At 72.8% G+C, this 24,966-nt stretch carries 24 protein-coding genes and 1 pseudogene; 10 read left to right on the top strand and 15 right to left on the bottom strand.

Translation table 11 applies throughout. The features are described from left to right. The first annotated feature begins 16 nt into the window (after positions 1-16). The 3 genes from ACNHYB_RS03955 to ACNHYB_RS03965 are packed head-to-tail and all read left to right on the top strand — an operon-like array spanning position 17 to position 1,586. On the top strand, positions 17-607 hold the full coding sequence (locus tag ACNHYB_RS03955) for a molybdopterin-dependent oxidoreductase (RefSeq protein ID WP_418277078.1): 591 nt from the start codon (positions 17-19) through the stop codon (positions 605-607). Then, a complete protein-coding gene (locus tag ACNHYB_RS03960; RefSeq protein ID WP_418277079.1) occupies positions 604-1,317 on the top strand; it encodes an FAD-binding oxidoreductase in 714 nt (237 codons plus the stop codon). The genes ACNHYB_RS03955 and ACNHYB_RS03960 overlap by 4 nt, the downstream gene beginning before the upstream one ends. After that, positions 1,314-1,586: a DUF6510 family protein gene (locus ACNHYB_RS03965; protein WP_418277080.1), complete on the top strand. Its 273-nt coding sequence runs from the start codon at positions 1,314-1,316 to the stop codon at positions 1,584-1,586. Before ACNHYB_RS03960 ends, ACNHYB_RS03965 begins: the two co-directional genes overlap by 4 nt. A 13-nt stretch (positions 1,587-1,599) precedes the next feature. Here the strand turns inward: ACNHYB_RS03965 and ACNHYB_RS03970 are convergent, their stop codons facing one another. The 8 genes and pseudogenes from ACNHYB_RS03970 to ACNHYB_RS04005 all read right to left on the bottom strand — a co-directional run bounded on the left by ACNHYB_RS03970 (position 1,600) and on the right by ACNHYB_RS04005 (position 11,237). Further along, the gene (locus tag ACNHYB_RS03970; RefSeq protein WP_418277081.1) at positions 1,600-2,460 is read right to left on the bottom strand and encodes a TrmH family RNA methyltransferase; all 861 of its coding nucleotides are present in this window, start codon (positions 2,458-2,460) and stop codon (positions 1,600-1,602) included. A 12-nt stretch (positions 2,461-2,472) separates the two neighbouring features. After that, the gene (locus ACNHYB_RS03975; RefSeq protein ID WP_418277082.1) at positions 2,473-3,714 is read right to left on the bottom strand and encodes an alpha/beta hydrolase; all 1,242 of its coding nucleotides are present in this window, start codon (positions 3,712-3,714) and stop codon (positions 2,473-2,475) included. Positions 3,715-3,742: 28 nt separating this feature from the next. Then, positions 3,743-5,743, bottom strand: coding sequence for an ABC transporter ATP-binding protein (locus tag ACNHYB_RS03980; RefSeq protein ID WP_418277083.1), 2,001 nt, complete (start codon positions 5,741-5,743; stop codon positions 3,743-3,745). Continuing rightward, positions 5,740-7,491, bottom strand: a complete 1,752-nt coding sequence (locus ACNHYB_RS03985) for an ABC transporter ATP-binding protein (RefSeq protein ID WP_418277084.1) — start codon at positions 7,489-7,491, stop codon at positions 5,740-5,742. Before ACNHYB_RS03985 ends, ACNHYB_RS03980 begins: the two co-directional genes overlap by 4 nt. A 117-nt stretch (positions 7,492-7,608) precedes the next feature. Continuing rightward, positions 7,609-8,286 (bottom strand): TetR/AcrR family transcriptional regulator, encoded by a 678-nt coding sequence (locus ACNHYB_RS03990; protein ID WP_418277085.1) that lies wholly within the window; start codon positions 8,284-8,286, stop codon positions 7,609-7,611. Between the two features lie 252 nt (positions 8,287-8,538). Then, positions 8,539-9,659: pseudogene (locus ACNHYB_RS03995) on the bottom strand (SPFH domain-containing protein). A gap of 128 nt (positions 9,660-9,787) precedes the next feature. Continuing rightward, a complete protein-coding gene (locus ACNHYB_RS04000; RefSeq protein WP_418277086.1) occupies positions 9,788-10,279 on the bottom strand; it encodes an NfeD family protein in 492 nt (163 codons plus the stop codon). Positions 10,280-10,439: 160 nt separating this feature from the next. After that, positions 10,440-11,237 (bottom strand): ABC transporter ATP-binding protein, encoded by a 798-nt coding sequence (locus ACNHYB_RS04005; RefSeq protein ID WP_418277087.1) that lies wholly within the window; start codon positions 11,235-11,237, stop codon positions 10,440-10,442. A 98-nt stretch (positions 11,238-11,335) separates the two neighbouring features. Here ACNHYB_RS04005 and ACNHYB_RS04010 point away from each other — a divergent pair, with 98 nt between their 5' ends. Further along, positions 11,336-12,091 carry a hypothetical protein gene (locus tag ACNHYB_RS04010; protein ID WP_418277088.1) on the top strand — a complete coding sequence of 252 codons (756 nt, stop codon included), beginning with the start codon at positions 11,336-11,338 and terminating at the stop codon, positions 12,089-12,091. Positions 12,092-12,098: 7 nt separating this feature from the next. Here the strand turns inward: ACNHYB_RS04010 and ACNHYB_RS04015 are convergent, their stop codons facing one another. Beyond that, positions 12,099-13,373, bottom strand: a complete 1,275-nt coding sequence (locus tag ACNHYB_RS04015) for a fibronectin type III domain-containing protein (RefSeq protein WP_418277090.1) — start codon at positions 13,371-13,373, stop codon at positions 12,099-12,101. Positions 13,374-13,532: 159 nt separating this feature from the next. Here ACNHYB_RS04015 and ACNHYB_RS04020 point away from each other — a divergent pair, with 159 nt between their 5' ends. Continuing rightward, complete coding sequence (locus tag ACNHYB_RS04020; protein WP_418277091.1) at positions 13,533-15,641, top strand: bifunctional lysylphosphatidylglycerol flippase/synthetase MprF; 2,109 nt, start codon at positions 13,533-13,535, stop codon at positions 15,639-15,641. Positions 15,642-15,659: 18 nt separating this feature from the next. On the opposite strand, the gene ACNHYB_RS04025 is transcribed toward ACNHYB_RS04020, so the two are convergent. Continuing rightward, positions 15,660-16,271 (bottom strand): hypothetical protein, encoded by a 612-nt coding sequence (locus ACNHYB_RS04025; protein ID WP_418277092.1) that lies wholly within the window; start codon positions 16,269-16,271, stop codon positions 15,660-15,662. Then, complete coding sequence (gene glgA / locus ACNHYB_RS04030) at positions 16,268-17,494, bottom strand: glycogen synthase (RefSeq protein ID WP_418277094.1); 1,227 nt, start codon at positions 17,492-17,494, stop codon at positions 16,268-16,270. Before glgA ends, ACNHYB_RS04025 begins: the two co-directional genes overlap by 4 nt. A 70-nt stretch (positions 17,495-17,564) precedes the next feature. On the opposite strand from glgA, the gene glgC reads away from it, so the two are divergent. Together glgC and serB are read left to right on the top strand one after the other, a co-directional pair. Next, positions 17,565-18,809 (top strand): glucose-1-phosphate adenylyltransferase, encoded by a 1,245-nt coding sequence (gene glgC / locus ACNHYB_RS04035; protein WP_418277095.1) that lies wholly within the window; start codon positions 17,565-17,567, stop codon positions 18,807-18,809. Further along, positions 18,802-19,503 carry a phosphoserine phosphatase SerB gene (serB, locus tag ACNHYB_RS04040; RefSeq protein WP_418277096.1) on the top strand — a complete coding sequence of 234 codons (702 nt, stop codon included), beginning with the start codon at positions 18,802-18,804 and terminating at the stop codon, positions 19,501-19,503. Before glgC ends, serB begins: the two co-directional genes overlap by 8 nt. A 57-nt stretch (positions 19,504-19,560) precedes the next feature. Here the strand turns inward: serB and ACNHYB_RS04045 are convergent, their stop codons facing one another. Genes ACNHYB_RS04045 through fabG form a run of 3 tightly spaced genes read right to left on the bottom strand, consistent with a single transcriptional unit; the run spans position 19,561 to position 21,705 of the window. Next, positions 19,561-20,115: a SixA phosphatase family protein gene (locus ACNHYB_RS04045; RefSeq protein ID WP_418277097.1), complete on the bottom strand. Its 555-nt coding sequence runs from the start codon at positions 20,113-20,115 to the stop codon at positions 19,561-19,563. A gap of 10 nt (positions 20,116-20,125) precedes the next feature. Continuing rightward, positions 20,126-20,893: an enoyl-ACP reductase FabI gene (fabI, locus tag ACNHYB_RS04050; protein WP_418277098.1), complete on the bottom strand. Its 768-nt coding sequence runs from the start codon at positions 20,891-20,893 to the stop codon at positions 20,126-20,128. A 59-nt stretch (positions 20,894-20,952) separates the two neighbouring features. Continuing rightward, positions 20,953-21,705: a 3-oxoacyl-ACP reductase FabG gene (gene fabG / locus ACNHYB_RS04055; RefSeq protein WP_418277099.1), complete on the bottom strand. Its 753-nt coding sequence runs from the start codon at positions 21,703-21,705 to the stop codon at positions 20,953-20,955. A 145-nt stretch (positions 21,706-21,850) separates the two neighbouring features. On the opposite strand from fabG, the gene ACNHYB_RS04060 reads away from it, so the two are divergent. From ACNHYB_RS04060 to ACNHYB_RS04070, 3 genes are read left to right on the top strand one after another with little or no spacing between them, the layout of a single operon-like run. After that, positions 21,851-22,234: a DUF3099 domain-containing protein gene (locus tag ACNHYB_RS04060; protein ID WP_418277100.1), complete on the top strand. Its 384-nt coding sequence runs from the start codon at positions 21,851-21,853 to the stop codon at positions 22,232-22,234. Next, positions 22,234-22,473: a hypothetical protein gene (locus ACNHYB_RS04065; protein ID WP_418277101.1), complete on the top strand. Its 240-nt coding sequence runs from the start codon at positions 22,234-22,236 to the stop codon at positions 22,471-22,473. The genes ACNHYB_RS04060 and ACNHYB_RS04065 overlap by 1 nt, the downstream gene beginning before the upstream one ends. Beyond that, complete coding sequence (locus tag ACNHYB_RS04070) at positions 22,470-23,384, top strand: SURF1 family protein (protein ID WP_418277102.1); 915 nt, start codon at positions 22,470-22,472, stop codon at positions 23,382-23,384. The genes ACNHYB_RS04065 and ACNHYB_RS04070 overlap by 4 nt, the downstream gene beginning before the upstream one ends. Here the strand turns inward: ACNHYB_RS04070 and ACNHYB_RS04075 are convergent. Continuing rightward, the gene (locus tag ACNHYB_RS04075; protein WP_418277103.1) at positions 23,357-24,955 is read right to left on the bottom strand and encodes an ABC-F family ATP-binding cassette domain-containing protein; all 1,599 of its coding nucleotides are present in this window, start codon (positions 24,953-24,955) and stop codon (positions 23,357-23,359) included. The genes ACNHYB_RS04070 and ACNHYB_RS04075 overlap by 28 nt on opposite strands. Positions 24,956-24,966: the final 11 nt, after the last annotated feature.

Consider the following 24,966-nt stretch of genomic DNA (forward strand, 5'->3'; position numbering starts at 1 on the left):
CGGACAGGGGTGCGCGATGGGGATCGTCACACGCGGTTTCGGCGGACGCCGCCAGGCGGACCCGCACGTCCCGCCCGGCCAGTACGTCACCGAGGACTTCCCCGTCCTCTCCACCGGGCCGACCCCGAACGTCGACGAGACGAGCTGGACGCTCGAGGTCCGCACCGAGACGGGCGTCGTCCACCACTGGGACTGGGCCGGGCTGACGGCGCTGCCCGCCGAGGACGTCACCACCGACATCCACTGCGTGACGCACTGGTCCAAGCTCGGCACGACGTGGCGCGGCGTGTCCGTCGACACGCTGCTGGGCGACGTCGAGACGTCCGCCGACTTCGTCGTGGCGCACTCCTTCGGCGGGTACACGACGAACGTACCGCTGGAGGACCTCACCGACGGCCGGGCGTGGATCGCCTACGAGTTCGAGGGCGAGCCCCTGGACCCCGTGCACGGCGGTCCGGCCCGGCTCCTCGTGCCGCACCTGTACTTCTGGAAGAGCGCGAAGTGGGTGCGCGAGCTCGAGCTGACGGTCCAGGAGGACCTCGGGTTCTGGGAGGTCAACGGGTACCACGCGTACGGGGACCCCTGGCTCGAGCAGCGGTACGCATGACCCCCTGGCACGTGGGCACGGTCGTGGGAACCAAGGACCTCACCCCCGCGTCGCGCACCCTCGTGCTGGCCGTCCCGGGCTTCTCCGGGGCACGGCCCGGCCAGCACGTCGACGTCCGGCTCACCGCACCCGACGGATACCAGGCGTCGCGGTCCTACTCCCTGGCGGCGACCGGACAGGACGAACGGGTCGAGCTCGCCGTCGCGGTCGTGCCTGACGGCGAGGTCTCGCCGTATCTCGTCGAGGTCGCGCGCCCGGGAGACGCGATGGAGGTCCGCGGGCCGCTCGGCGGCCACTTCGTCTGGGACCCGGCCTCCCCTGCGCCGGTGCTCCTCGTCGCAGGCGGATCGGGCGTCGTGCCGCTCGTCGCGATGCTGCGCGCCCGGGCGGCCGCCGACGTCGCCGCCCCGTTCCGGCTGGTGCTGTCCGTTCGCACCGCGGCCGACGTGATGTTCTCCGACGAGCTCGCGGCTCCTGGCGACGGCGTCACGGTGCACCGGGTCCTCACCCGCGAGGCCGCGGGCGCCCGACCGGCCGGACGCCTGGCGGCCGCCGACCTCGCCGCCCCCGGATTCGGGCCGGACGACGCACCCGACGTGTTCGTGTGCGGACCCACCGGCTTCGTCGAGCACGCCTCGTCCCTGCTCACCGGGCTCGGCCACCCGGCGGCGCGGATACGCACGGAACGCTTCGGAGGGACAGCACGATGACTCCCGCACCAGGACCCGCCCCGCTCGACGGGAACGCCGCGGCCGGCCCTCTGTCCGCCGTGCTGACGGGCGACGCCACCCTCGCGGTCGCCTGCTGCTCCGGGTGCGGCGTCGCCGCCGTCCTCGCGACAGCCTCCGTCTTCCGCTCCGCGATGGGAACCGTCGTGCGGTGCTCCAGGTGCGCCGGCGTGCTGGTCGTGGTGGTCGAACGGCCCGGCGGGACCGTCGTGTCGGCGCACGGGTGCTCCTGGATCCGCGTCCGCGCCTGATCGCGCGTCCGGGTCACGCCGTCCGCGTCGCCCAGAAGGCCACGGCCGACGCCGCGGCCACGTTGAGCGAGTCGACCTGGCCGGCCATGGGGATCTTCACCACGACGTCGGCGGCGGCCACGGTGCGGGGCTTCAACCCGTCGCCCTCCGTGCCCAGCACCAGGGCGAGACGTTCGGGCGGGTCGGCGGCGAGGTCGTCGAGGCTCACGGCGTCGTCGCTCAGCGCGAGCGCCGCCACCGTGAACCCGAGCTCGCGCAGCAGGTCCACCCCGCCGGTGCGGCCCGTCGGCGCGGCGGCCCGCGGCCAGTCGTCGATCCGGGTCCACGGCACCTGGAAGACCGTGCCCATGGAGACCCGCACGCTGCGCCGGTAGAGGGGGTCCGCGCACCGCGGCGTGACCAGCACCGCGTCGACCCCCAGCGCCGCGGCGGACCGGAAGACCGCCCCGATGTTGGTGTGGTCGACGAGGTCCTCCAGCACGGCGACCCGCCGCGCGCCGGCCCCGTCCCGGGCGCCCGCCAGCAGCTCGTGGACGTCCGCCGCCTGCGGGCGGTGCATCGCGGCCAGCGCACCACGGTGCAGGTGGAACCCGGTGATCTGCTGCAGGACCACCTCGTCGGCCACGAAGACCGGGGCGTCGGGGTGCGCGGCCAGCGCCTCCGCCATCGACTCGAGCCATCGTTCCGCCATGAGGAACGAGCGCGGCCGGTGACCGGCCTCCAGCGCACGGCGGATCACGTTCGACGACTCCGCCATGAACAGCCCCTCCGCGGGCTCCCGGACGGCACGCAGCTTCATGTCGGTCAGGCCGGTGTAGTCGTGCAGGCGCGGGTCGGTGGGGTCGGTCACGCGAACGACGGACGAAGGACTCATCCGGGGATTCTCTCAGCCGGCCGCGGTGAAGAGCCGCAGCGTCAGCTCGCGCCAGACCTGGGTGCCCACCCCTCCCGGTGCGGCGTCGAAGACGTGCTCACCGTGCGGGATCCGCACCAGGTCGTGGGTCACCGCGTTGGCGCGCAGCACGTCCACGAGGTCGTCCGCGCCGGTGGTGGGGACCATGTGGTCGGCCGTCCCGAGCACCATCAGGGTCGGCGGCGCGGCGGCGCTGACGTGCTCCGCCGGCCAGACCGCCGCATAGCGTTCCGGGACCTCGTCGGGGGTGCCGCCCGTGTACCGCTCGATCATGGAGCGGGACCGGTCGCCGAGCAGGAGGTCGGGGTTGTCGTGGAAGTCGATCGGGTTGGCCACCGGGTAGAGGGTGCTCACGGCCGCCACCGGGGGCACCTCGCCGCCGCACGCCGCCTCCAGCGTGCCCGACGCCGTCCGGTAGGCGACGTCGAGCGCGATGTTCCCGCCCGCCGAGTCGCCCACGAGGAAGACGTGGCTCGCGTCTCCGCCGTGGTCGGCGGCGTGCGCGCCGGCCCACGCCAGTGCGCACGCCACCTGCGGCTCGACGACGTCCCAGCGGTGCTCCGTCGTGGTCGACAGCGGGTAGTCGACGCTGAGGGCCAGGTAGCCCTGGGACGCGAACCAGGCCGCGTGCGACGCCGTCGTCGTCTGGGACCGCTCCCCCGCCACCCAGCCACCACCGTGCACGAGGACGACCACCGGTGCACCGTCCTGCGACCCCCGGTCCGCACCGTCGGGCAGCCAGATCGACATCCCCTGGGCCTCGCCGTCGTGGTCGCCGTAGGTGTCGTCCTGGTCGGGGGCGACGTCGCCCCGGCCGACGCGGAACAGCTCGGCGATGCGCACGCCGACCCCGTGCTCCTGGGCGACCCGCAGCTGCTGGGTGAGCACCGTGAAGGAGATCGCCACGACGACGAGCCCCACCGCCGTGACGGCCAGCCGGGTGAGAGTGCCGCGACGCAGCAGCGCGACGCTGCCCGCCGCGGCCACGGCGAACCCGGCGACCACCACCCACACCGCCCACGCCGACACGTACGCCCCGGCCTGCCCGAGCCCGGGCACCTGCGTGGCCACCATGCCCACGGCGAGAAGGAGCAGGACCGCGGCCAGGCCGACGAGGACGCCGACCGTGACGCTGCGACGACCGCCCGCGTCCCGCACCGGCCCGGGTACTCTCTCGGCCGGGACCGCGGCGTGGTGGGGCGGGTGCGCGTTCACCGGGACACTGTGGCACGCACCACGTCGCTCACGCACCCACGGGCTGGTCGTCCGGGTCCTGGATCGGTGCCGCGAACTGGCTCGCGTAGAGACGGGCGTAGGCGCCGCCCGCCGCGAGGAGCGTCTCGTGGTCGCCCTGCTCGACGATCCGCCCCTGTTCCATCACCACGATGACGTCCGCGTCGCGGATCGTGGAGAGCCGGTGCGCGATGACGAAGGACGTGCGCCCCGAGCGCAGGGCGTTCATCGCCTCCTGGACGAGCACCTCCGTGCGGGTGTCCACGGAGCTGGTCGCCTCGTCCAGGACGAGGATGTCCGGGTCGGCGAGGAACGCCCGGGCGATCGTCAGGAGCTGCTTCTCCCCGGCGGACAGCGCCTCGGCGCCGTCGTCGAGCATCGTGTCGTAGCCGTCCGGGAGGGTGCGGACGAACGGGTCCACCGACGTCGCGCGGGTCGCGGCGAGGAACTGCTCGTCGCTCACCACGACGCCGTCGGGCACGCCGTAGCGCAGGTTCTCGGCGATGGTGCCCTCGAACAACCAGGTGTCCTGCAGGACCATGCCGATGCGCGAGCGCAGCGCGTCCCGCGTCATCTCCCGGGTGTCCAGCCCGTCGAGCAGGATCCGCCCGCCGTCGATCTCGTAGAAGCGCATGAGCAGGTTCACCAGCGTGGTCTTGCCCGCCCCTGTCGGGCCGACGATCGCGATGGTCTGACCGGGCTGGGCGACGAGGTCCAGGTGCTCGATCAGCGGCTCGTCGGCGACGTAGGAGAACGACACGTCGGCGAACTCCACGCGACCGTCGGTGTGCTCGGGCCGGCGCCCCGGCACGGGGTCCGGCTCCTGCTCGGGAGCGTCGAGCAGCTCGAACACGCGCTCGGCGGAGGCCACGCCGGACTGCAGCAGGTTCATCATCGAGGCGATCTGCGTCAGCGGCTGGGTGAACTGGCGCGAGTACTGGATGAACGCCTGCACGTCACCGATGGACATCTGCCCCGACGCCACGCGCAGGCCACCGATGACGGCGACCAGCACGTAGTTGAGGTTCGCGAGGAACCCCATCGAGGGCTGGATGGTGCCCGAGATGAACTGCGAGCGCCGGGAGGCGTCGTAGAGGGCGTCGTTCTCGCGTGCGAACGTCTCGGCGGCGTCGGCCTGGCGTCCGTAGACCTTCACCAGGGCGTGCCCGGTGAACATCTCCTCGACGTGCGCGTTGAGCCGTCCGGTGGCCGCCCACTGGGCGACGAACTGGGGCTGGGAGCGCTTGGCGATCGCCATCGTGACGATGATCGACAGCGGCACGGTCACCAGGGCCACGAGGGCGAGCACCCAGGAGATCCAGAACATCATCCCGAGCACGCCCACGACGGTCAGCAGAGAGGTGATGAGCTGGGCGAGGGTCTGGGTGGTGCTCTGGGCGACGTTGTCGATGTCGTTGGTGACGCGGGAGAGGATGTCTCCTCGCGCCTGCTTGTCGACGTGGCTGAGGGGGATGCGGTGCAGCTTCTCCTCGACGTCGTCGCGCAGGCGCCGCACGGTGTTCTGCACGGCGATGGTCATGATCCGCGACTGCAGCCACCCGAACAGGAAGGCCCCGAGGTACACGGCCACGGCGAGGCCGAGCACCTGCGCGAGCTGGCCGGTGTCGACGCCCTGGCCCGGCACGAGCCCGTCGAGGGTGCTGAGCAGGTTGGCCTGCTCGACCTCCCCCGCGGCGCGCAGGCCGTCGATCGCCTGCTCGGCGGTGGTGCCCGGCGGGAGGAGCCCGCCGAGCATGATGCCGGCGGCCCCGGTGAAGATGACGTCGGTCGCCTGGCCGAGGATCTTCGGGCCGATGACGGTCAGCGCCACGGAGACGATCCCGCACAGGGTGAGGACCACCACCCGGGCGCGTTCGGGCCGCATGGTCGTGGCGAACCGCTTGAGCGATCCCGCGAAGTCCATCGGCTTGGCGACGGGCATGCCCGTGCCGCCGCCGGGGCCGCCCGGACGGGGTCCGGCGGGGCGGGGCGGGGCCTGGCGCGCGCTCATGCGGCTTCCTCCAGCGACATCTGGGACGTGACGATCTCGGCGTAGGTCTCGTTGTTCTCGAGCAGCTCGGCGTGGGTGCCGCGTCCGACGATCCGGCCGTGCTCCAGGACGAGGATCTGGTCGGCGTCGCGGATGGTCGCCACCCGTTGGGCGACGACGATGACGGCGGCGTCCGCGGTCCGCGGTCGCAGGGCGGCACGCAGCCGGGCGTCCGTGGCGTAGTCCAGGGCGGAGAACGAGTCGTCGAAGAGGTACACCCGCGGACGGCGGACGACGGCGCGAGCGATCGCGAGCCGTTGGCGCTGTCCACCGGAGAAGGTGGTGCCGCCCTGGGCGACCGGTGCCTGCAGCCCGTCGGGGAGCGCCTCGACGAACTCGCGCGCCTGCGCCACCTCCAGGGCCTCCCACATCTCGGCCTCGGTGGCGTCCGCCTTGCCGTAGCGCAGGTTGTCGGCCACGGTGCCGGAGAAGAGGAAGGCCTTCTGCGGCACGAGCCCGAGGAGCGAGCCGAGGTCGCCGGTGCGCAGGTCACGCACGTCGACGCCGTCGACGAGGACCTGCCCACCGGTGGCGTCGAAGAGGCGGGGCACGAGGTTCAGCAGGGTCGTCTTGCCGGACCCGGTGGAGCCGACGACGGCGGTCACCTTGCCCGGTTCGGCGACGAACGACAGGTCGTGCAGCACGGGTTCGTCGGCTCCGGGGTAGCCGAACTCGACCGAGCGCAGCTCGATGCGTCCGCGCGGGCCGGCGCCGTCGGACAGGGCGACGAGCGAGACGGGCGCGGCGGGCTCCACCACGGACGTCTCGGTCCGGAGGACCTCGTCGATGCGCCCCGCCGCCACGGAGGCGCGCGGGATCATCATCACCATCATGGTCGACATCATCACGGCCATGAGGATGAACATCAGGTAGGACAGGAAGGCGATGAGGGACCCGACCTGCAACTCCCCGGCCGAGACCTCCCCGGCCCCGAACCAGAGCACCGCGACCTGGGACAGGCTCATGATCAGCATGACGAGGGGGAAGGCGAGGGCCATGAGCTTGCCGGCACCGAGCGAGACGTCGTAGAGGCGCGTGTTGGCGACGTCGAAGCGTTCGGCCTCGCGGCGCTCACGGACGAACGCGCGCACGACCCGCAGGCCGGTGATCTGCTCGCGCAGCACCCCGTTGACGGAGTCGATGCGTCGCTGCATGTCGCGGAAGTACGGCACCATGCGCCACATCAGCAGCCCGACGGCGACACCGAGCACGGGCACCACGACGAGCAGGAGCATCGACAGCGACGGGTCCTCGCGCAGCGCCATGAACAACCCACCGATCATCATGATCGGCGCCACGACCAGGATGGTGAAGGTCATGAGCACCACCATCATGACCTGCTGCACGTCGTTGGTGGTGCGGGTGATGAGGGTGGGGGCGCCGAACGAGCCGATCTCGCGGGCGGAGAAGCCCTGCACGGAGTCGAAGAGGTCCCGGCGCAGGTCGCGCCCGAGCGCGGTGGCCACGCGCGCGCCCAGGAACACGGCTCCGACGGCGCACACCACCTGGACGAGGCTGACGGCGAGCATCCAGCCGCCGACGCGCATGACGTAGGCGGTGTCGCCCTGGGTGACGCCGTCGTTGATGATGTCGGCGTTGAGGGACGGCAGGTAGAGCGAGCCGAGGGTGGCGACGACCTGCAGCACGAGCAGCAGCGCGACGGGCACGTGGTAGGGGCGCAGGTATCTCCGCGCCAGGGAGACGAGCATCTTGGGCTCCTTGCGGGGTGCCGGGTCAGGGTCCGGGAGGTTCGAGCGGTGGTCGGTGTCGGTCCGGGTTCGGTGCCGGGTCGGGGTCGGGGTCGGGGTCGGGACGAGGTACGCAGGTCAGGGGCGCGGGTCGTCGGTCGGTGGTGGCGGCGCGTCGCCGGCCAGCCCGTGGACGAGGACGTCCGCCACCACGGTCGCCGAGGGAGCGGGCAGCAGGTGGTCGATACGTCCGTGGGTGCCGGCGATCGCGGACTCCACGAGCGCGACGGCGACGTCGAGCGGGACCCGCAGGCGGTCCGCGTCCGGGCGGAGCACGTCGGTGAGGCCTTCTATGGTGGCCGCCCGCTGCTCGTCCCGCTGCTGCAGGAGCTTCACGCGCAGGGTCTGGCCGGGACCGGAGAGGTCCCCCGGACCGGTGTGCGGGTGCAGGTGGCGCAGGACGGTCATCCAGCGCACCACGTCCGCCATCCGGTGCCGGCCGAGCTCGATGACGGCGGCGAGCCGCACCTCCAGGGGCAGCGACCGATCGATGGCGGCGAGCTCCGCGCGGGTCTCGTCCGGGCCCGAGGCGCGATGCAGACCCTCCATCGCGACGGCGCCGACCAGCGAGGGCTTGTCGCCGAAGGCACGGAAGAGCGTGCCCTCGGCCACGCCGGCGGCGTCGGCGAGCTGGCGCGTGGTCACCTCGGTGCCTCGCTCGGCGACGAGCGGCAGCACGGCCTCCACGATCGCGGCGCGGCGGTCGTCGGGACTCAGGGGCGCGGCGCGGCCGGGGGCCGCGATGTCGACGGGCACGGTCGCACACTAAGTGAGTGAGCACTCACTCCGCAACCGGAGGGCACGTCGGGCCACCGACGCGGGCCGCGAGGGCACGACCGGGGCGGCGCGGGCACGACGCAGGGCCGCCACCGGAGGTGACGGCCCTGCGTGCTGAGCGTCCTGCGTCGTGTGAGGCGCCGAGATCCCGCGCACCGGGATCCCCGCGTACTCAGATCCCCGCGTACTCAGATCCCCGCGTGGTGCGGTGCGCGACGACGGCGCGCCCGCCTACTGCTGCAGCGGAGCCGGCGGGACGTCGTCCTCGCCGAAGGTGCGCGGCTGCGGCGTGGCCGGGGGCGCCGGCGGCTGCTCCCCGCCGGGCGCTGGCCCTGCTCGACCGACGGGTTGAACGGCGCGCCCGAACGGGTGCCCGAGCTCGTGGCGTCGGCAGTGGCCGCCTCGGCCTGACGACGCGCCTCGGCGAGCGCCTCGCCCGGGTCCTGCAGACCCGAGCCCCGCAGCGCCTCCGCCAGCGCGGACCGGGCGCCGGTGCTGTCGCTCGGGTCGTCGTCGGTCGGGTCGGCCGGGATGCCCGGCGTCCCCGGCGTGCCGCCGAAGCCCTTCGCGATGGAGCCGAGGGCCGCGGTGAACTCCGTGGGCACGACCCACAGCTTGGACGAGTTGCCGTTGGCAATCTGCGGCAGCATCTGCAGGTACTGGTAGGCCAGCAGCTTGGGGTCGGGGTTGCCCTCGTGGATGGCGCCGAAGACCTGGAGGATCGCGCGCGCCTCGCCCTCGGCGGTGAGGATCGCCGCCTGGGCGTCGCCCTCGGCCCGCAGGATCTGGGACTGCTTCTCACCCTCGGCGGTGAGGATCTGCGACTGCTTGACACCCTCGGCCGTGAGGATGGTGGCGCGACGGTCCCGCTCGGCGCGCATCTGCTGCTCCATCGCGCCCTGCACCGATGCCGGCGGCTCGATCGACTTCAGCTCGACCCGGTTGACGCGTACGCCCCACCGGCCCGTCGCCTCGTCCAGCACACCGCGGAGCTGGCCGTTGATCTGGTCACGGCTGGTCAGCGTCTGCTCGAGGTCCATCGAACCCACCACGTTGCGCAGCGTGGTGACGGTGAGCTGCTCGATACCGGTGATGTAGTTCGCGATCTCGTAGACCGCGGACTTGGGCTCGGTCACCTGGAAGTAGATGACGGTGTCGATGCTCACCACGAGGTTGTCCGAGGTGATCACGGGCTGCGGCGGGAACGAGACGACCTGCTCGCGCAGGTCCACCCCGGCGCGCACCTTGTCGATGAAGGGGACCAGCCAGTGCAGGCCGGGGTCGAACGTCTTCTGGTACCGGCCGAGCCGCTCGATGATGAGCGCGGTGGCCTGCGGCACGACCCGCACCATCTTGAACAGGGCCGTGACCACGAAGATGACGAAGGCGATGAGGACGATCCAGAGGACGATCGTTCCTGGTTCCAGTTCCACAGCGAGGTGCTCTTCCTGTTGTCGGTCGGGAGGGGGCGGACGGGTCGTCAGACCACGCGACCGCCGTCGTCGGTGGTCGTGGTGTCCGGAGCGGCCGCAGGCTGGACCACGGCCGTGGCACCGTCGATCGCGACGACCCGTACCTCCGCGCCGACGGGTACGCGGCCCGAGCTGTTGACGACGCCGTCGTCCGGCAGCCGGGCCGACCAGACCTCGCCGGCCAACTTCACGCGGCCACCGGTCTCGGTCACCTCGGCGAGGACGACCGCGAGGCGACCCACCTGGGCGGCGGCGTTGGTCTCGACCAGCGGCTCACGCCGGCGCAGGTTGGCCAGCAGCCAGGGGCGCAGCCCCGCCAGCAGGAGGACGGCCACGACGCAGGCGACGACGATCTGGAGCCAGACGGGACCGCCCGCGGCGGCCGTGACACCCCCGGCGACAGCGCCGCCGGCGAGCATGATGAAGACGAGGTCGAGGGTGAGCATCTCGATGACGGCGAGGACGAGAGCCCCGCCGATCCACCACAACCAGCCGTCCATGGTCCCCCTTCGACAACGCCGTCTGCTCTTCGGTCAAAAACTACCAAAGAACACACCTCGGGGATACCGTCCCGCCGTGCGCGCTGCGCTCGCTCACCCGGTCACCCAGATGCCGCCCGGCAGCCGCACAGGCGTCGCCCGTCGGCCGTTCCGCGGTCCGTCAGCGGGCGGAGGGACGTGCCGCGCGGGCGAGCCACCGCCCGCCGCCGTGGGCCACGAGCAGGTCGATGCCGAACGCCCGCGACAGGTTCTCCGCGGTGAGGACCTCCTCGATCGGACCGGCCGCCTCGACCTTGCCGTCACCCAGCAGGAGCAGGTGGGTGAAGCCCGGCGGGATCTCCTCGACGTGGTGGGTGACCACCACGAGGACCGGCGAGGCGGGGTCGCCCGCCAGCTCGGCCAGCGCGCCGACCAGGTCCTCGCGCCCGCCCACGTCCAGGCCCGCGGCGGGCTCGTCCAGGAGCAGCACCTCGGGGTCGGTCATGAGTGCACGGGCGATCTGGACGCGCTTGCGCTCCCCCTCGCTCAGGGTGCGGTAGTGCCGGTCGGCGAGGTCCGCGACGTCGAACGCCGCCAGGAGGTTGCGCGCCTGCTGCTCGTCGAGGAGCTCGTACTCCTCGCGCCACCGGCCCGTCACGCCGTACGCGGCCGTGAGCACGACGTCGAGGACGCTCTCACCGGCGGGGATGTTGTCCGCGAGCGCCGCCGACGAGAACCCGATGCGCGGACGCAGCTCGAAGACGTTCACCTTGCCGAGCCGCTCGCCCAGCAGGTCGACGGTGCCGTCCGACGGGAACGAGCGTCCCGCGAGGATGTTCAGGAGCGTCGTCTTGCCCGCCCCGTTGGGACCGAGGACGATCCAGCGCTCCCCCTCCGACACCGTCCAGTCGATCGATTCGACGATGGTCGACCGTCCACGACGGACGGTGACACCCTGCAGGTCGAGAACCGCGCTCATGGTGCCCGACCCTACCGGAGCCCGACGGGGCCGACGGCACCCGTTCACGCATCGGTCCGGCGCGCGCCCAGGACGCCACGGCGTCTATCGTGCACGTGATGAGCCAGATCAGCGCACTGCCACGCAGCGTCGTGCTGGCCCTGTGGCTGCAGGCCACCGGCGCCTCGCACGGTCTCGCGGTGCGTTCGGTGACGGACGACGACGAGCCCCACTCCGTCGTCGGGCTGCCGGAGGCGAGCGCGCTGGCGGACCTGGTCTCCCTGTTCACGGCGGGACCGCGCGAGGTCTGCGCCGTCCTGCCCTCGCCGGGCGACCCCTCCGGGGTCCCGGCGCCGTCGGCCGCCTCGGCCACCGAGGCCGGCGAGTGCGTGCTGGTCACGACGTCCGCCGGTTCGTGGGCCGTCGTGCCACGGATCACGCTGTTCGGCAGCGAGCTCGAGCCCGGTCACCTGGTGACGTGGGAGGTGACCCCGGTGCCACCCTGGTCGACGCTGCTGGCCGCGACGGCCGGTTCCCTGACGGACGCCGAGCGGGAGCTGCGCACCAGTCTCATGACGGCGACCGACGCCCTGGACGCCCTGGACGTCGGCCGCTGGCGCGACGACGCCGCGGACGCGATCGAGCGCGTGCGCCACTCCACCACGGCGGGCTGGCCCGTCCCCGACCTCGAGGGGCGGCGCGCGCGGGTGCTCCAGCTGGCGTGGCGGCTGCTGTCCATCATCGACCTCGCGCGGGTGGACGACGGCGGAGCGGTGAACCTCTGGCAGATCGACCAGAGGTCCACCGCGCTGCGCGAGGTGGAGCGCACGGCCCGGCGCGCCGTCGCCGCGGCGACCTACGCCGACGTGCGCTGACGCCGCCTCACCGGTCGCGCACGACCTTGTCGCCCGAGGACCGGTCGACCTCGAAGGCGTCGACCACCCGACCGTCGGCGGTCCGCGCCTCGTAGTCGAGGCGGTCGTCGGTGACGGACACGACCTGGAACGTCTGCGTGTCGCCGAGCTGGGTGCGCACCCGTGCCCGGCCCAGCGTCCAGTCGAGGGGCGACGGCTCGTACATCTTCGGTCCGGTCACCGCCACCACGTACACCGGCCCCTCGGTCACCCCGGCCCGGGACGTCTCGTTCGTGCGCAGCCCGCCCCGTCCGTAGGAGTGGTCGTGGCCCTGCAGCACGAGGTCGACGTCGTGCTCCTCGAAGACGTCGAGCCAGAACCGGCGCACCACGGCCCCGCTGCGACCCTCGGAGTTCGCGAAGACGGGCTGGTGGAACGCCACCACCGTCCAGCGGTTCGGGTTGTCCTCCAGGACGCCGTCGAGCCACGCCTCCTGGTCCTCCATCCAGTCCTTGACGTCCAGCCACGGCGCGTTGGTGTAGTTGGAGTTCAGGGCGACGAACCGCACACCCTGGTAGTCCGTGTACCAGACGGTGCCACCGAGGTCCGCGTCGTCCGGGCCGTTGCCCGCGCCGGGGAACTGCTGGCTCCAGAACTCCGACTGGTCCCACGTCTCGTACTCGTGGTTGCCGATCGCGGTGACGTGGTTGACCGTCGCGGCGGCCGTGCCCTGGGCCGCGTACCACTCGCCCCACTCGGCGTCGTCCTCGGCGTGGTTGATGAGGTCGCCCGCGTGCACGGCGACCTTCGCGTCGGGCACGGCGGCGTACGCGGCGCGCACCACGGGCGCTGCGCCCGCCGTGATGTCGTTCTGCACGTCACCGAAGTAGAGGAACCGGAACGGCTCACCCGGCGTGCCGGCCGTGGTCAGGTCGGTCCAGGCGCTCCACGTCGAGCCGTCGCCCACCCGGTAGCGGTACGCCGTGCCCGGCTGCAGGCCGGACAGGGTGGCTCGGTGGTAGTGGCCGCCACCGGCCCGACCGGTGCCGACGCCGGTCGTCGTGACGACGTCACCGCCCGTGGCAGGCACGTGCTGGACCGTGGAGCCGGTGGCCGTCGCCGTGCGCCAGGTGATCGTCTGGGAGGTCGCCGGGTCCTGCGTGGGCGAGAGCGTGACGCGCTCCGGCACGGGCGGTGACCCGGCGTCGGCGACGGACGCGGCGCCGGTGGCGAGCGTCGCGGCGAGCGCCACGACGGCGATGGCCCGGACGGTCCGGGACGGGCGGGTGCGGGACAGGGTCACGGGAACCTCCGGGGTCGGGTGCCTTCCCTTTCAGGGTGCCGACCGGGGGCGACGTCGCCGTGAACCCGGGCGGAACTCTGACCGAACCTCCGCCTCGACGGGCGACGGGAGGCTCGACGTCGTACGTTCGGCCTCGACGACGAGCGCCCGAGGAGCCGCATGGACGCGACCGACCCCCTGACGACCGAGAGCGAGCAGGACGTCCGGCGACGACCGGCATGGGTCGCGTTCCTGGCCAGGATGCCGTTCACCCTGAGCGTGGTGGGCGTCATGCTGGTGCTCGGTGTGGTCACCGGCGCCCTGTGGACCCCGTTCGAGGACCATCCGTGGTTCGACGTCGTGGCCTTCGGCGCTCCCGCGTTCGCCGAGGGGCACTGGTGGACGCCCGTGACGGGCTCCTTCTTCGCGCTGCTGCCCGCCGAGTACGTCGCCGTCGCCGGGGTGTTCCTGCTGCTCGTCGGCTGGACCGAGATCCGGCTGGGCACCCGGCGCACGGCCATCGCCACGGTCGTGACCCAGCTCGTCGGGGTCGTCGGGACGGCGGGGGGCCTGGCTCTGCTCACCCGTACCGACTGGGGCTGGGCTCAGCGCACCGCGTCCGAGCTGGACGTGGGCTTCAGCGCGGGCACCGTGGGTGCCACCACGGTGCTGGTGCTCAGCCTGGCCCAGCCCTGGCGGTTCCGCGCCTCGGCCGTCCTCACGGTGTACATCCTCGGGGCGCTGGTCGTCTGGGGCGGGATCGCCGACGTCGAGCACCTGATCGGCTGGCTCGCGGGACTGCTGCTCGCCCGCCCTCTGCTCGGCGCCCGGCTCGACCGTCGCACGACGACGGGGCGGATGCAGACCGCCCGGGTGAACGCCGCCGGCTACTTCGCGATCTCGGCGCTGCTGGTGCTCCTGGGCACGTTCGCCTCCGACTCCGGCGGCCCGCTCGGGACGTTCGGCGGCGAGGACTGGCCGTCCGGGCTCGTGTCCGTCACCGTCGACCTGGTCCTGGCGCTGGGCCTGCTGCGCGGCCGCCGCTCGTGGTGGCGGCTCGCGGTCCTGCTGACCGCGCTGTCCTTCGTGCTGGAGGTGCTCGCGGCTGTCGCGGCGGCGGCCTTCGACCGCCACGACCTGCCGCTCGTCGTCCTGATGCTGCTGCTCGACGGCGGCGCGCTGGCGCTGCTGGTGGTGCGGCGCTCCGCGTTCGGCAACCGGCGTCATGCCCGGCCCGGCACCGGGGACACGATCGACCAGCAGGCCGCGCAGGACGCGCTCCGGCGTTTCGGTGCGGCGCAACGCCTGTCGTGGATGACGACGTGGGACGGCAACGACCGGTGGTCGCCGGTCGGGCTCGACGGCTACGTCGCCCACCAGGTCCACGCGGGGGTGGCGGTCGCCCTCACCGACCCGGTCGGGGACGGCCCCGCGGGCCGGGCCGAGCTGGTCGACGCCTTCGTCGAGTCGGCGCGGGAGGCCGGGCTCGGCAGCTGCTTCTTCTCCGCCGGCCCCGAGCTGGCGGCCCTCGCCGCCGACCGCGGCTGGACGGTGGTGACCGTCGCCCAGGAGGCCGTCATCGACCTGCCGGGTCTGGAGTTCCGCGGCAAGAAGTGGCAGGACGTCCGCACCGCCGTCAACCAGGCGGCCAAGCAGGGCGTGTCCCACCGGCTCGTCACCCTGGCCGAGGAGCCCGCGGACGTCCAGGACCAGGTGCGTGCGATCTCCGAGGCGTGGCTCGGCGACAGCGACCTGCCCGAGATGGCGTTCACCCTCGGGGGCGTGCGCGAGGCGATGGACCCCGCGGTGCGCGTGGGGCTGGCCGTCGACGAGGACGGACGGGTGCACGGCGTGACGAGCTGGCTGCCGGTGCACGCCCCGGGCGGCGAGGTCGTGGGCTGGACGCTCGACGTGATGCGCCGTGCGCCCGAGTCGTTCCGCTACACGATGGAGCTGCTCATCGCGTCGGCGCTCACCGCCTTCCGCGACGAGGGGGCCCTGACGGCGTCCCTGTCGGGCAGCCCCCTCGCCCACGGCGACGACACCACCGCCGGCGGGATCGGATCCGTGCTGGACCAGCTCGCGGCGACCCTGGAACCGCTGTACGGCTTCGACTCCCTGCACCGGTTCAAGAAGAAGTTCCAGCCGCGCGACGTGCCGCTGAGCCTCGTCGTGCCCGAGCCGGCGACGCTTCCCCTCGTGGGGCTGGCGCTCCTGCGGTGCTACCTGCCCGACGCGCGCGCCCGCGACCTGCTCGGTGCGGCGCGGTCGTCGCGAAGCTCGGGCTGAGGCCCTGGCACGAGCGCCTCAGGGGTCCGAGAGGTCGGACAGTGCGGCGACGTCCCGGACGAGCACCCACACCAGGACGGCGATCGAGACCGGCAGCGCGATCCGGCCGACGGTCTCGAGCCACCAGAGCTGGCGTCCCAGCGTGCCGCAGCGGCGCACGGCCTCCTGCTGCACCGCGTACGACCAGCGCACCGACCGGTAGCCGGCCGACAGGTACGCGAGGTCCATGAGCCGGCGGCCCCGGGACACCGCCTCGGTGCCGGCCACCCACGCTCCCATCGCCAACGGCGCCGCGAGCACCAGGCCCGTGAGGTTCACGACGATCCGCAGGGCCCAGCCCAGGGCGAACAGCACCAGCGGCGACAGCACCGCGGCGACGAACTGCTGCGGGCTCGACATCATCTCCAGCGACTGTGCCGTGAAGTCGCCGTTCACCCACGCGAACGCCGCACCGGCGGTGATCATCGGCCACACCGCACGACGCAGGACCCGCAGCACAAGCAGCGTGGTCGCGTCCACGGTGCCGGCGCGCAGGAACGCCGCGGGACGCACCTTCTCCTCCGGACTCAGCGGGAAGGCTCGCACACCCTGCCAGAGCGAGCGGGACGAACGGTCACGTCCCGCCCTCATCCGTCCAGCACCGCGCGGTAGACGTCCATCGTGCGCTCGGCGATCGCGGACCAGGAGAAGTGCTCGGCGGCGCGACGCCGGCCCGCGGCACCCATGTCCGCGGCTCGGGCGGGGTCGCCGACGACGGCGGTGAGAGCCTCCGCGAGGTCGCGCTCGTAGCGCTCCGGGTCCAGGGGTGTGCCCGTGCCGTCGTCCGCCTGGTCGATCGGCACGAGACGGCCGGTGACGCCGTCGTCGACGACCTCGGGGATGCCGCCCGTGGCGGACGCCACGACGGGCAGCCCGACGGCCATGGCCTCGAGGTTGACGATGCCGAGGGGCTCGTAGACGGACGGGCAGACGAACACGGTGGAGGCCGCGAGCACCGCGCACAGCTCGGGCCGGGGCAGCATCTCCTCGATCCAGACGACGCCCGCCTGCGGACCGCCGCCGCGGGCCACCCGCAGGGCGTCGACCAGCTCGCGCACCTCGGCCATGATCTCGGGGGTGTCCGGTGCACCGGCGCAGAGCACCACCTGGACCTCCGGCGGCAGCAGCGCCGCCGCCCGCAGGAAGTGCGGCAGCCCCTTCTGCCGGGTGATCCGACCGACGAACACCACGGCCGGGCGGTCGACGTCGATGCCTCGTGCCGCTGCGACGCGCGCGACGTCGTCGTCGTCCGGGCGCACCCAGCCGTCCAGGTCGATGCCGTTGTGCACCACGTGCACCCGGGCGGGGTCGAGCTCCGGGTAGCAGCGCAGGATGTCGGCACGCATCCCCGCGGACACGCCGATCACCGCGGACGCCCCCAGGTACGCCGTCCGCTCCGCCCAGCTCGACACGGCGTACCCGCCGCCGAGCTGCTCGGCCTTCCAGGGGCGCAACGGCTCGAGCGAGTGCGCGGTGACCACGTGCGGGACGCCGTGCAGCAGTCCGCCCAGGTGCCCGGCCATGTTCGCGTACCAGGTGTGCGAGTGCACGACGTCGGCGCCGTCGGTGTCGGCGGCCATCGCCAGGTCGACGCCCAGCGTGCGCAGCGCGGCGTTCGCGCCCGAGAGGGTCGCGGGCTCGTCGTAGCCGGTCACGCCGTCGACGTCACCCCGAGGTCCGTCGAAGCAGCGCACGCGCACCCGGGCGTGCGGGCGCAGCACGGTGGCGAGCTCGGCGACGTGGACGCCGGCGCCCCCGTAGACGTGGGGCGGGTACTCGCGGGTCAGCAGGTCGATCCTCGGCAGGGTGCTCACGCACGTCAAGGTAGCGCTGTTTCGTCGCGTCGTGCGGCATCAGGTCCCCCGAGGTCCTAGGGTCGGTGCCATGGCGTCGTCACATCCTCGGGTCCTGGCCATCGTCCTCGCAGGCGGGGAGGGCAAACGACTGATGCCCCTCACCGCGCAGCGGGCCAAACCGGCGGTGCCGTTCGGGGGGATCTACCGCCTGGTCGACTTCGCCCTGTCGAACGTCATCAACTCCCACTACCTGCACGTCATCGTGCTGACCCAGTACAAGTCGCACTCGCTGGACCGGCACATCTCCAAGACGTGGCGCATGTCCTCGCTGCTGGGGAACTTCGTCTCCAGCGTCCCCGCGCAGCAGCGGGTCGGCAAGCACTGGTACCTCGGCTCTGCGGACGCCATCTACCAGTGCCTGAACATCATCGACGACGAACGGCCCGACATCGTCGTGGTCGTCGGCGCGGACCACGTGTACCGCATGGACTTCTCCCAGATGGTGGACGCCCACGTCGAGTCGGGCGCCCGCGCCACGGTCGCGGCCATCCGGCAGCCGATCGCCCTGGCCGACCAGTTCGGCGTCATCGACGTCCAGCCCGACGACCCGACCCGGATCCGCGAGTTCCTGGAGAAGCCCGTCAACCCTGTCGGGCTGCCCGACTCCCCCACCGAGGTGCTCGCCTCGATGGGCAACTACGTGTTCGACTCCGACGCCCTGGTCGAGGCGGTCACCAAGGACGCGAGCAACCCGGACTCCCGCCACGACATGGGCGGCGACATCATCCCCGCCTTCGTGGACGAGGGCACGGCCGGCGTGTACGACTTCATCCGCAACGACGTGCCCGGGTCCACCGATCGGGACCGTGACTACTGGCGCGACGTCGGGACCATCGACGCGTACTTCGACGCGAACAAGGACCTCATCGCCGTCCAGCCCGTCTTCAACCTCTACAACTCCGACTGGCCGCTGCTCACCGGGTACACGGGCCTGCCGCCGGCGAAGTTCGTCCACGCCGGGCCGGGGCGCCTCGGTCACGCGGCAGACTCGATCGTCTCACCTGGTGTCCTCGTCTCCGGCGCCACCGTCGCAGGGTCCATCCTGTCCCCGGGCGTGCACCTGCACTCCTGGGCGACCGTCACCGACTCGGTGGTGATGGACGACGTCCAGGTGCACCGGCACGCCCAGGTCCATCGCGCCATCCTCGACAAGTTCGTGGTGGTGGACGAGCGTGCCCGGATCGGCGTCGACCACGAGGAGGACCGGGCACGCGGCTTCACCGTCACCGACTCGGGGATCACCGTCGTCCCGAAGGGTACCCACGTTGCCTGACCGCGCCCCGTCCGCGCCGCTGTCCCGCCCGTCCGACCAGGCCGCCACCCGCAGGCTCGTCGTGACCGACGTCGACTCGACGTTCCTCACGCAGGAGGTCATCGAGCTCATCGCCGAGCACGCCGGGACCCGCGACGAGGTCGCGGCGGTCACCGAGCGGGCCATGCGCGGCGAGCTCGACTTCGCCGCCTCGCTGCGTGCACGGGTCGCCACCCTGCGCGGGGTGCCCGTGGCCGCGCTCGACGCGGTGCGCGACGCCGTCGTCCTCACCCCGGGCGCCGCGGAGCTCGTCGTGGAGGTGCACCGGCGAGGGTGGGAGTTCGGGCTCGTCTCCGGCGGCTTCGCCGAGATCCTCGCCCCGCTCGCCGCGGACCACGGCATCACGCGGTGGGAGGCCAACCACCTCGAGGTCGCCGACGGCGTGCTCACCGGGCGCACGGTGGGCCCGGTCGTGGACCGGGCCCGCAAGGAGGCCACCCTGCGCCGGTGGGCGGCCGAGCTCGACCTGACCATGGACGCGACGGTCGCCGTCGGGGACGGCGCGAACGACCTCGACATGATCGGTGCGGCCGGCGTCGGGATCGCGTTCGCGGCCAAGCCGCTGGTCCGCGAGCAGGCTCCCCACAGCATCGACGGGCCGCGGCTCGACGAGGTGCTGCGGATCGTCGACGAGGTCGACTCCCGCCGGTCGTAGCAGGTCCTCGCCGGCCCCCGGCGCCCGCACCGTGCCGGCCCGGGCGCAGCCCGGACGTCAGCTCGGGCGGCCCACCCGCACCAGACGGGCGGACCGCTTGCCCCACTCCTGCCACGGCTGCTTGGTCGCCGACAGCACCGAGAAGGTCGCCGTGGGCACGCCCACCCGCACCTGGGCGAGCGCCGCGTCGTCGGACGACTTGTCGGCGACGTAGGCGGCCGTCGCGGCCATCGTGGGTTCGTGGCCGACGACGAGCAGCGTCTTGATCGCCGGGTCCACCCCGCGCACGAGATCGAGCACGTCGCCGATGCTCGCGGCGTAGAGGTCGTCGTGGAGCTCGACGGGCACCTTCGGGTGACCACCGAGGTGCCCACGGGCGAGGTCCCAGGTCTGCCGGGTCCGCAGCGCGGACGACACCAGGACCAGCTCGGGCACGAGACCGGCGGCCGTCAGCGCCATGCCGACCCCGCTCGCCTGCCGCCGACCGTTCAGGGCCAGCGGCCGGTCGAAGTCCGGGATCGTGCCGGAGGCGGGCTCGGCCTTGGCGTGCCTGAGCAGCACCAGACGACGCCCCGGGACCGGGGCGTCGTCCGCATGCTTCGGCTGCTTCATGAGGGGGAGCTCACTGCCCCATGGCGTGCACGCCGCCGTCGACGTGCACGATCTCGCCGGTCGTCGCGGGGAACCAGTCGGACAGCAGGGCGACCACGGCGCGGGCTGCGGGCTCGGCCGTCGTCTGGTCCCAGCCGAGCGGCGCACGCTGGGGCCAGTTGTCCTCCATGGCCGCGAAGCCGGGGATGGACTTGGCCGCCGTGGTGCGGATCGGGCCGGCCGAGACCAGGTTGGCGCGGATGCCGTCCGGGCCCAGGTCGCGGGCCAGGTAGCGGTTCGCCGACTCCAGCCCGGCCTTGGCCACGCCCATCCAGTCGTAGACCGGCCAGGCGAACCCGGCGTCGAACGTCAGGCCGACGTAGGCCCCGCCGTCGCCCATGAGCGGCTTGGCCGCGGTGATGAGCGACTTGTAGGAGAACGTGGAGATCTGGATCGCCGTGGCGACGTCGTCCCACCCGGCCGACAGGAAGTTGCCCCCCATGACGCTCTGCGGCGCGAACCCGATCGAGTGCACGACGCCGTCGAGCCGGTCGGTGTGCTCGCGCACCTGGTCGGCCAGGGAGGCGAGGTCGTCGTCGCTGGTGACGTCGAGCTGGACGACCGGAGCCGTGACGGGGAGCCGCTTCGCGAACGCCTGGGTGAGCTTCATCTGACGTCCGAAGGACGTCAGGACGACCTCGGCGCCCTCCTCCTGAGCGAGACGGGCCGCGTGGAACGCGATGGAGCTGTCCGTCAGGACGCCCGTGATGAGCAGCTTCTTGCCGTCGAGCAGAGCCATGGTGACCTTTCCGTGAAGTTCTGGGTGGAGCGTATCGGGCACCTGGCCCGTTGGACAGTTCAGTGCCCCATGCCGAGCCCGCCGTCGACGGGCACCACGGCGCCCGAGACGTAGGCCGCGGCGTCCGAGGCGAGGAACTCCACGACCCCCGCGACCTCGTCCGTGGTGGCGAAGCGACCGGCGGGGATGGACGCCTGGTAGCGCTTCTGGGTCTCCTCGGGCAGCGCGGCGGTCATGTCGGTCTCGACGAACCCGGGGGCCACGACGTTCGCCGTGATGCCGCGTCCGCCGAGCTCGCGCGTGATGGAGCGGGCCATGCCCACCAGGGCGGCCTTCGTGGCGGAGTAGTTGACCTGGCCGGGCCCGCCGTACAGGCCGACGACCGAGCCGATGAGGACGATGCGTCCCGACCGCGCCCGGATCATGGCCTTGGAGGCGCGCCGCACGCAGCGGAACGTCCCGGTCAGGTTGACGTCGACGACCTGCTCGAACTCGTCGTCGCTCATGCGCATGAGGAGCTGGTCGCGGGTGACGCCGGCGTTGGCGACCAGGACGGCCGGCGCCCCGAGCGTCTGCTCGATCTCGGTGAAGGCGGCGTCCACCGCCGCGGTCTGCGTGACGTCCGCCACGAACCCGTGCACGCCCTCGGGCAGGTCCCCGCCGCGGTAGATCGTGGCCACGGTGTCCCCCGCCGCGACGAAACGCTCGGCGATCGCCCGGCCGATCCCGCGGGCGGCCCCGGTCACGACCACGACGCGCCCACCGGTTGCTTCCTGCTCTGCCACGGGCTGCTCCTCTCGACGACGGGACATGGCCCGGGCGCACGTCCGTGCGCCGCAGCGACCGTACCCCGCAGAACAGCCGCGCCCGCGGTGCGGCGCCGTCACATGTCACCCGGCCCGCTTGTCGGATTCCTCCAAAGACGTCACCGCCTCCGCCCGGCCGTAGACTGACGAGGTGAGCACGTCCGACCCGCAGGTGCACTCGATCTCGAGCGTCCCGGCCAACCTCGCCGAGGACCAGTGGCGTCGCATGCGCAGCTACTTCTGGCAGATGAGCACGCGCGTCGTGCTGATCCTGGTCGCGGCGCTGTTCGCCAAGGGCTGGCTCCTGTGGGTGTGCATCGCCGGGGCGGTCGTCCTGCCCTACACGGCCGTCGTCTTCGCCAACGCCGGCCGGGACCGCAGCGAGCGCGACACCGAGGCCGTGCTCCCCCGCGCACCCCGCGAGATCGAGGCGGGCCAGGACGTCCCCACCCCCTCCCACCGCGTCGTCGACCACGAGGAGCCCGGCACGCCCATGCCCCCGGCACGCACCGACGACCCGGCGGCGAGCGCCTGATGGACCTTCTCGGACTGGGCGCCGACCCCGTCGACGCCGGCACCCTGGTGTGCTCCGCCAAGGGCTGCCGCGGCGAGGCCCGATGGGGCCTGCTGTGGAACAACCCCAAGCTGCACACCCCCGAACGGCGAAAGGTCTGGCTGGCGTGCGACGACCACCGGCAGCACCTGGAGTCGTTCCTGGGGGCCCGGGGGTTCTGGAAGCAGACCGTGCCGGTCGAGGACCTGGAGCGCGTGTGAGGAGGACCCGCCGGCAGTGGGTCACGCTCGGTCTGGCCGCGGTGCTGCTCGCCGCGCTCTGCGTGCTCGCCGCCTTCTGGCAGTGGCACCGGTACACCGACCGGCAGGCCCAGATCGCCCTCGTCGAGACCAACTACTCCGCCGCACCGGTGCCGCTCGCGGACGTCCTGGACGGGCCCGGTGACGTGCTCGCCGACGACGACGTGTGGCGTCCCGCCGTCGTCGTCGGCGAGTACCTGCCGGAGCGCACCGTGCTGCTGCGCAACCGGCCCGTGAACTCGACGCCCGGCTTCCACCTGCTGGTCCCGCTGCGCACCGAGCTGGACGGCGAACCGGTCGTGCTGGTGGTCGACCGGGGGTTCGTGCCCCTGGGTCAGGACGCCAGCGAGCCGGCCTCCGTGCCGGACCCGCCCGCGGGCCAGGTGACCGTGACGGTGACGCTGCGGGCCGACGAGCCCGCGTCGGAGCACGACGCGAACCAGTCGACGGTGGCGGCGATCAACACCGACCAGGTGCTCGCCTCGGGTCCCGACCCGGCCGGTCTGCCGCAGGGCGCCACCGTGGGCGCCTACGGTCAGCTCCGCAGCGAGGACCCCGCCGCCGCGGTGACGCCCGTCGCGCTGCCCCGCCCGGACACCGACCCCGGCTCCCACCTGAGCTACACGTTCCAGTGGGCGATCTTCGCGCTCGGTGCGGTCGGCGGGTACGTCGCCCTGTGGCGTCGTGAGACCCGGGAGGCCTCGGTGACCGCCGGTCAGCTCATCGCCGCCGAGGACCCCCACGGCGGCTCACGGCCCGAGCGCACCCGCCGACGCCGGGTCGACGAGGAGCACGAGGACGCCCTCGTCGACGCGGCCTCGCAGGCACCGTCGGCGACGAGGCCTCAGGCCAGCGACACCAGCTCGGCGTAGTCGTCCGACCACAGGTCCTCGTCGCCGTCCGGGAGCAGGAGCACCCGCTCCGGGTGCAACGCGTCGACCGCGCCGTCGTCGTGGGTGACCATGACGACGGCACCCTCGTAGGTGTCCAGCGCCCCGAGGATCTCGGCGCGCGAGGCCGGGTCCAGGTTGTTCGTGGGCTCGTCGAGCAGCAGCACGTTGGCGCTGGAGACCACCAGCGTGGCCAGCGCGAGCCGCGTCTTCTCGCCGCCGGAGAGCACGTGCGTGGGCTTGTCGGCGTCGTCGCCGCTGAACAGGAACGAACCGAGGACCGAGCGCACCTGGGTGTCCGTCAGGTCGGGTGCCGCGTGGCGCAGGTTCTCCACCACGGTCACCGACATGTCGAGCGTGTCGTGCTCCTGGGCGTAGTAGCCGATCTTGAGTCCGTGACCGGGCAGCACCTCCCCGGTGTCGGGGGCCTCCACACCGCCGAGGATGCGCAGCAGCGTCGTCTTGCCGGCGCCGTTGAGACCCAGGATGACCACGCGCGAGCCACGGTCGATCGCGAGGTCGACCCCGGCGAAGACCTCCTGGGAGCCGTAGCTCTTCGAGAGCTCGGTCGCGGTCAGCGGGGTGCGGCCGCAGGGAGCCGGCTTCGGGAACCGCAGGTGCGCCACCTTGTCGGCACGACGCTCGCCCTCCAGCCCGGACAGCATGCGCTCGGCGCGCTTCATCATGTTCTGCGCGGCGGTCGCCTTGGTCGCCTTGGCGCGCATCTTGTCGGCCTGGGCGAGCAGCGCGCCCGCCTTCTTCTCGGCGTTGGCGCGCTCCCTGCGACGGCGGCGCTCGTCCTGCTCGCGCTGCTCCAGGTAGGCGTCCCACCCCAGGTTGTACTGGTCGAGCTCGCCCCGGTTGGCGTCCAGGTGGAACACCTTGTTCACCGTCGCGCGGAGCAGGTCGACGTCGTGGCTGATGACGATGAAGCCGCCGGAGTACGCCTTGAGGTAGTCGCGCAGCCAGGCGATCGAGTCGGCGTCCAGGTGGTTGGTCGGCTCGTCGAGCAGCAGCGTCTGCACCCCGGAGAACAGGATGCGGGCCAGCTCGATGCGGCGCCGCTGCCCGCCGGACAGCGTCCCCAGCGGCTGGCCCAGGACGCGCTCGTCGAGGCCCAGGTTGCCGGTGATGCGCGCCGCCTCGGACTCGGCCGCGTACCCGCCGGCGGAGAGGAACCGCGTCTCCAGCTTCGGGTACCGCTCCATCGCGGCCGCCTGGACCACCGGGTCCTCGCTCGCCATGGCCGCCTCCGTCTCGCGCATCTGCGTCACGACGTGGTCGAGACCGCGCGCGGACAGCACCCGGTCCCGGGCCAGCATCTCGAGGTCGCCGGCGCGGGAGTCCTGCGGCAGGTAGCCGATCTCGTTGCCGCGCGAGATGGTGCCACCGGTGGGCAGCGTCTCGCCCGCGAGGGTCTTGGTGAGCGTCGTCTTGCCGGCACCGTTGCGCCCCACCAGACCGATGCGGTCGCCGGAGGCCACCCGGAACGTGGCCTCGTGCAGCAGGACGCGGGCGCCGATACGGAGCTCGACGCCGTGGGCGGTGATCAAAGCGGGGGTGT

This window comes from Isoptericola jiangsuensis (genome assembly GCF_048320105.1).
Taxonomy (GTDB): domain Bacteria; phylum Actinomycetota; class Actinomycetes; order Actinomycetales; family Cellulomonadaceae; genus Isoptericola; species Isoptericola jiangsuensis_A.

Coding starts and splice junctions, on each gene's coding strand:
- ACNHYB_RS04065 (WP_418277101.1), top strand. CDS start 22,234: ATGGACCTTCTCGGACTGGGCGCCGACCCCGTCGACGCCGGCACCCTG.
- ACNHYB_RS04010 (WP_418277088.1), top strand. CDS start 11,336: ATGAGCCAGATCAGCGCACTGCCACGCAGCGTCGTGCTGGCCCTGTGG.
- fabI (WP_418277098.1), bottom strand. CDS start 20,893: ATGGCTCTGCTCGACGGCAAGAAGCTGCTCATCACGGGCGTCCTGACG.
- ACNHYB_RS04005 (WP_418277087.1), bottom strand. CDS start 11,237: ATGAGCGCGGTTCTCGACCTGCAGGGTGTCACCGTCCGTCGTGGACGG.
- ACNHYB_RS03955 (WP_418277078.1), top strand. CDS start 17: ATGGGGATCGTCACACGCGGTTTCGGCGGACGCCGCCAGGCGGACCCG.
- ACNHYB_RS04045 (WP_418277097.1), bottom strand. CDS start 20,115: ATGAAGCAGCCGAAGCATGCGGACGACGCCCCGGTCCCGGGGCGTCGT.
- ACNHYB_RS03970 (WP_418277081.1), bottom strand. CDS start 2,460: ATGAGTCCTTCGTCCGTCGTTCGCGTGACCGACCCCACCGACCCGCGC.
- ACNHYB_RS03980 (WP_418277083.1), bottom strand. CDS start 5,743: ATGAGCGCGCGCCAGGCCCCGCCCCGCCCCGCCGGACCCCGTCCGGGC.
- fabG (WP_418277099.1), bottom strand. CDS start 21,705: ATGTCCCGTCGTCGAGAGGAGCAGCCCGTGGCAGAGCAGGAAGCAACC.
- ACNHYB_RS03985 (WP_418277084.1), bottom strand. CDS start 7,491: ATGCTCGTCTCCCTGGCGCGGAGATACCTGCGCCCCTACCACGTGCCC.
- ACNHYB_RS03960 (WP_418277079.1), top strand. CDS start 604: ATGACCCCCTGGCACGTGGGCACGGTCGTGGGAACCAAGGACCTCACC.
- ACNHYB_RS04000 (WP_418277086.1), bottom strand. CDS start 10,279: ATGGACGGCTGGTTGTGGTGGATCGGCGGGGCTCTCGTCCTCGCCGTC.
- glgC (WP_418277095.1), top strand. CDS start 17,565: ATGGCGTCGTCACATCCTCGGGTCCTGGCCATCGTCCTCGCAGGCGGG.
- ACNHYB_RS04025 (WP_418277092.1), bottom strand. CDS start 16,271: ATGAGGGCGGGACGTGACCGTTCGTCCCGCTCGCTCTGGCAGGGTGTG.
- ACNHYB_RS03965 (WP_418277080.1), top strand. CDS start 1,314: ATGACTCCCGCACCAGGACCCGCCCCGCTCGACGGGAACGCCGCGGCC.
- ACNHYB_RS04020 (WP_418277091.1), top strand. CDS start 13,533: ATGGACGCGACCGACCCCCTGACGACCGAGAGCGAGCAGGACGTCCGG.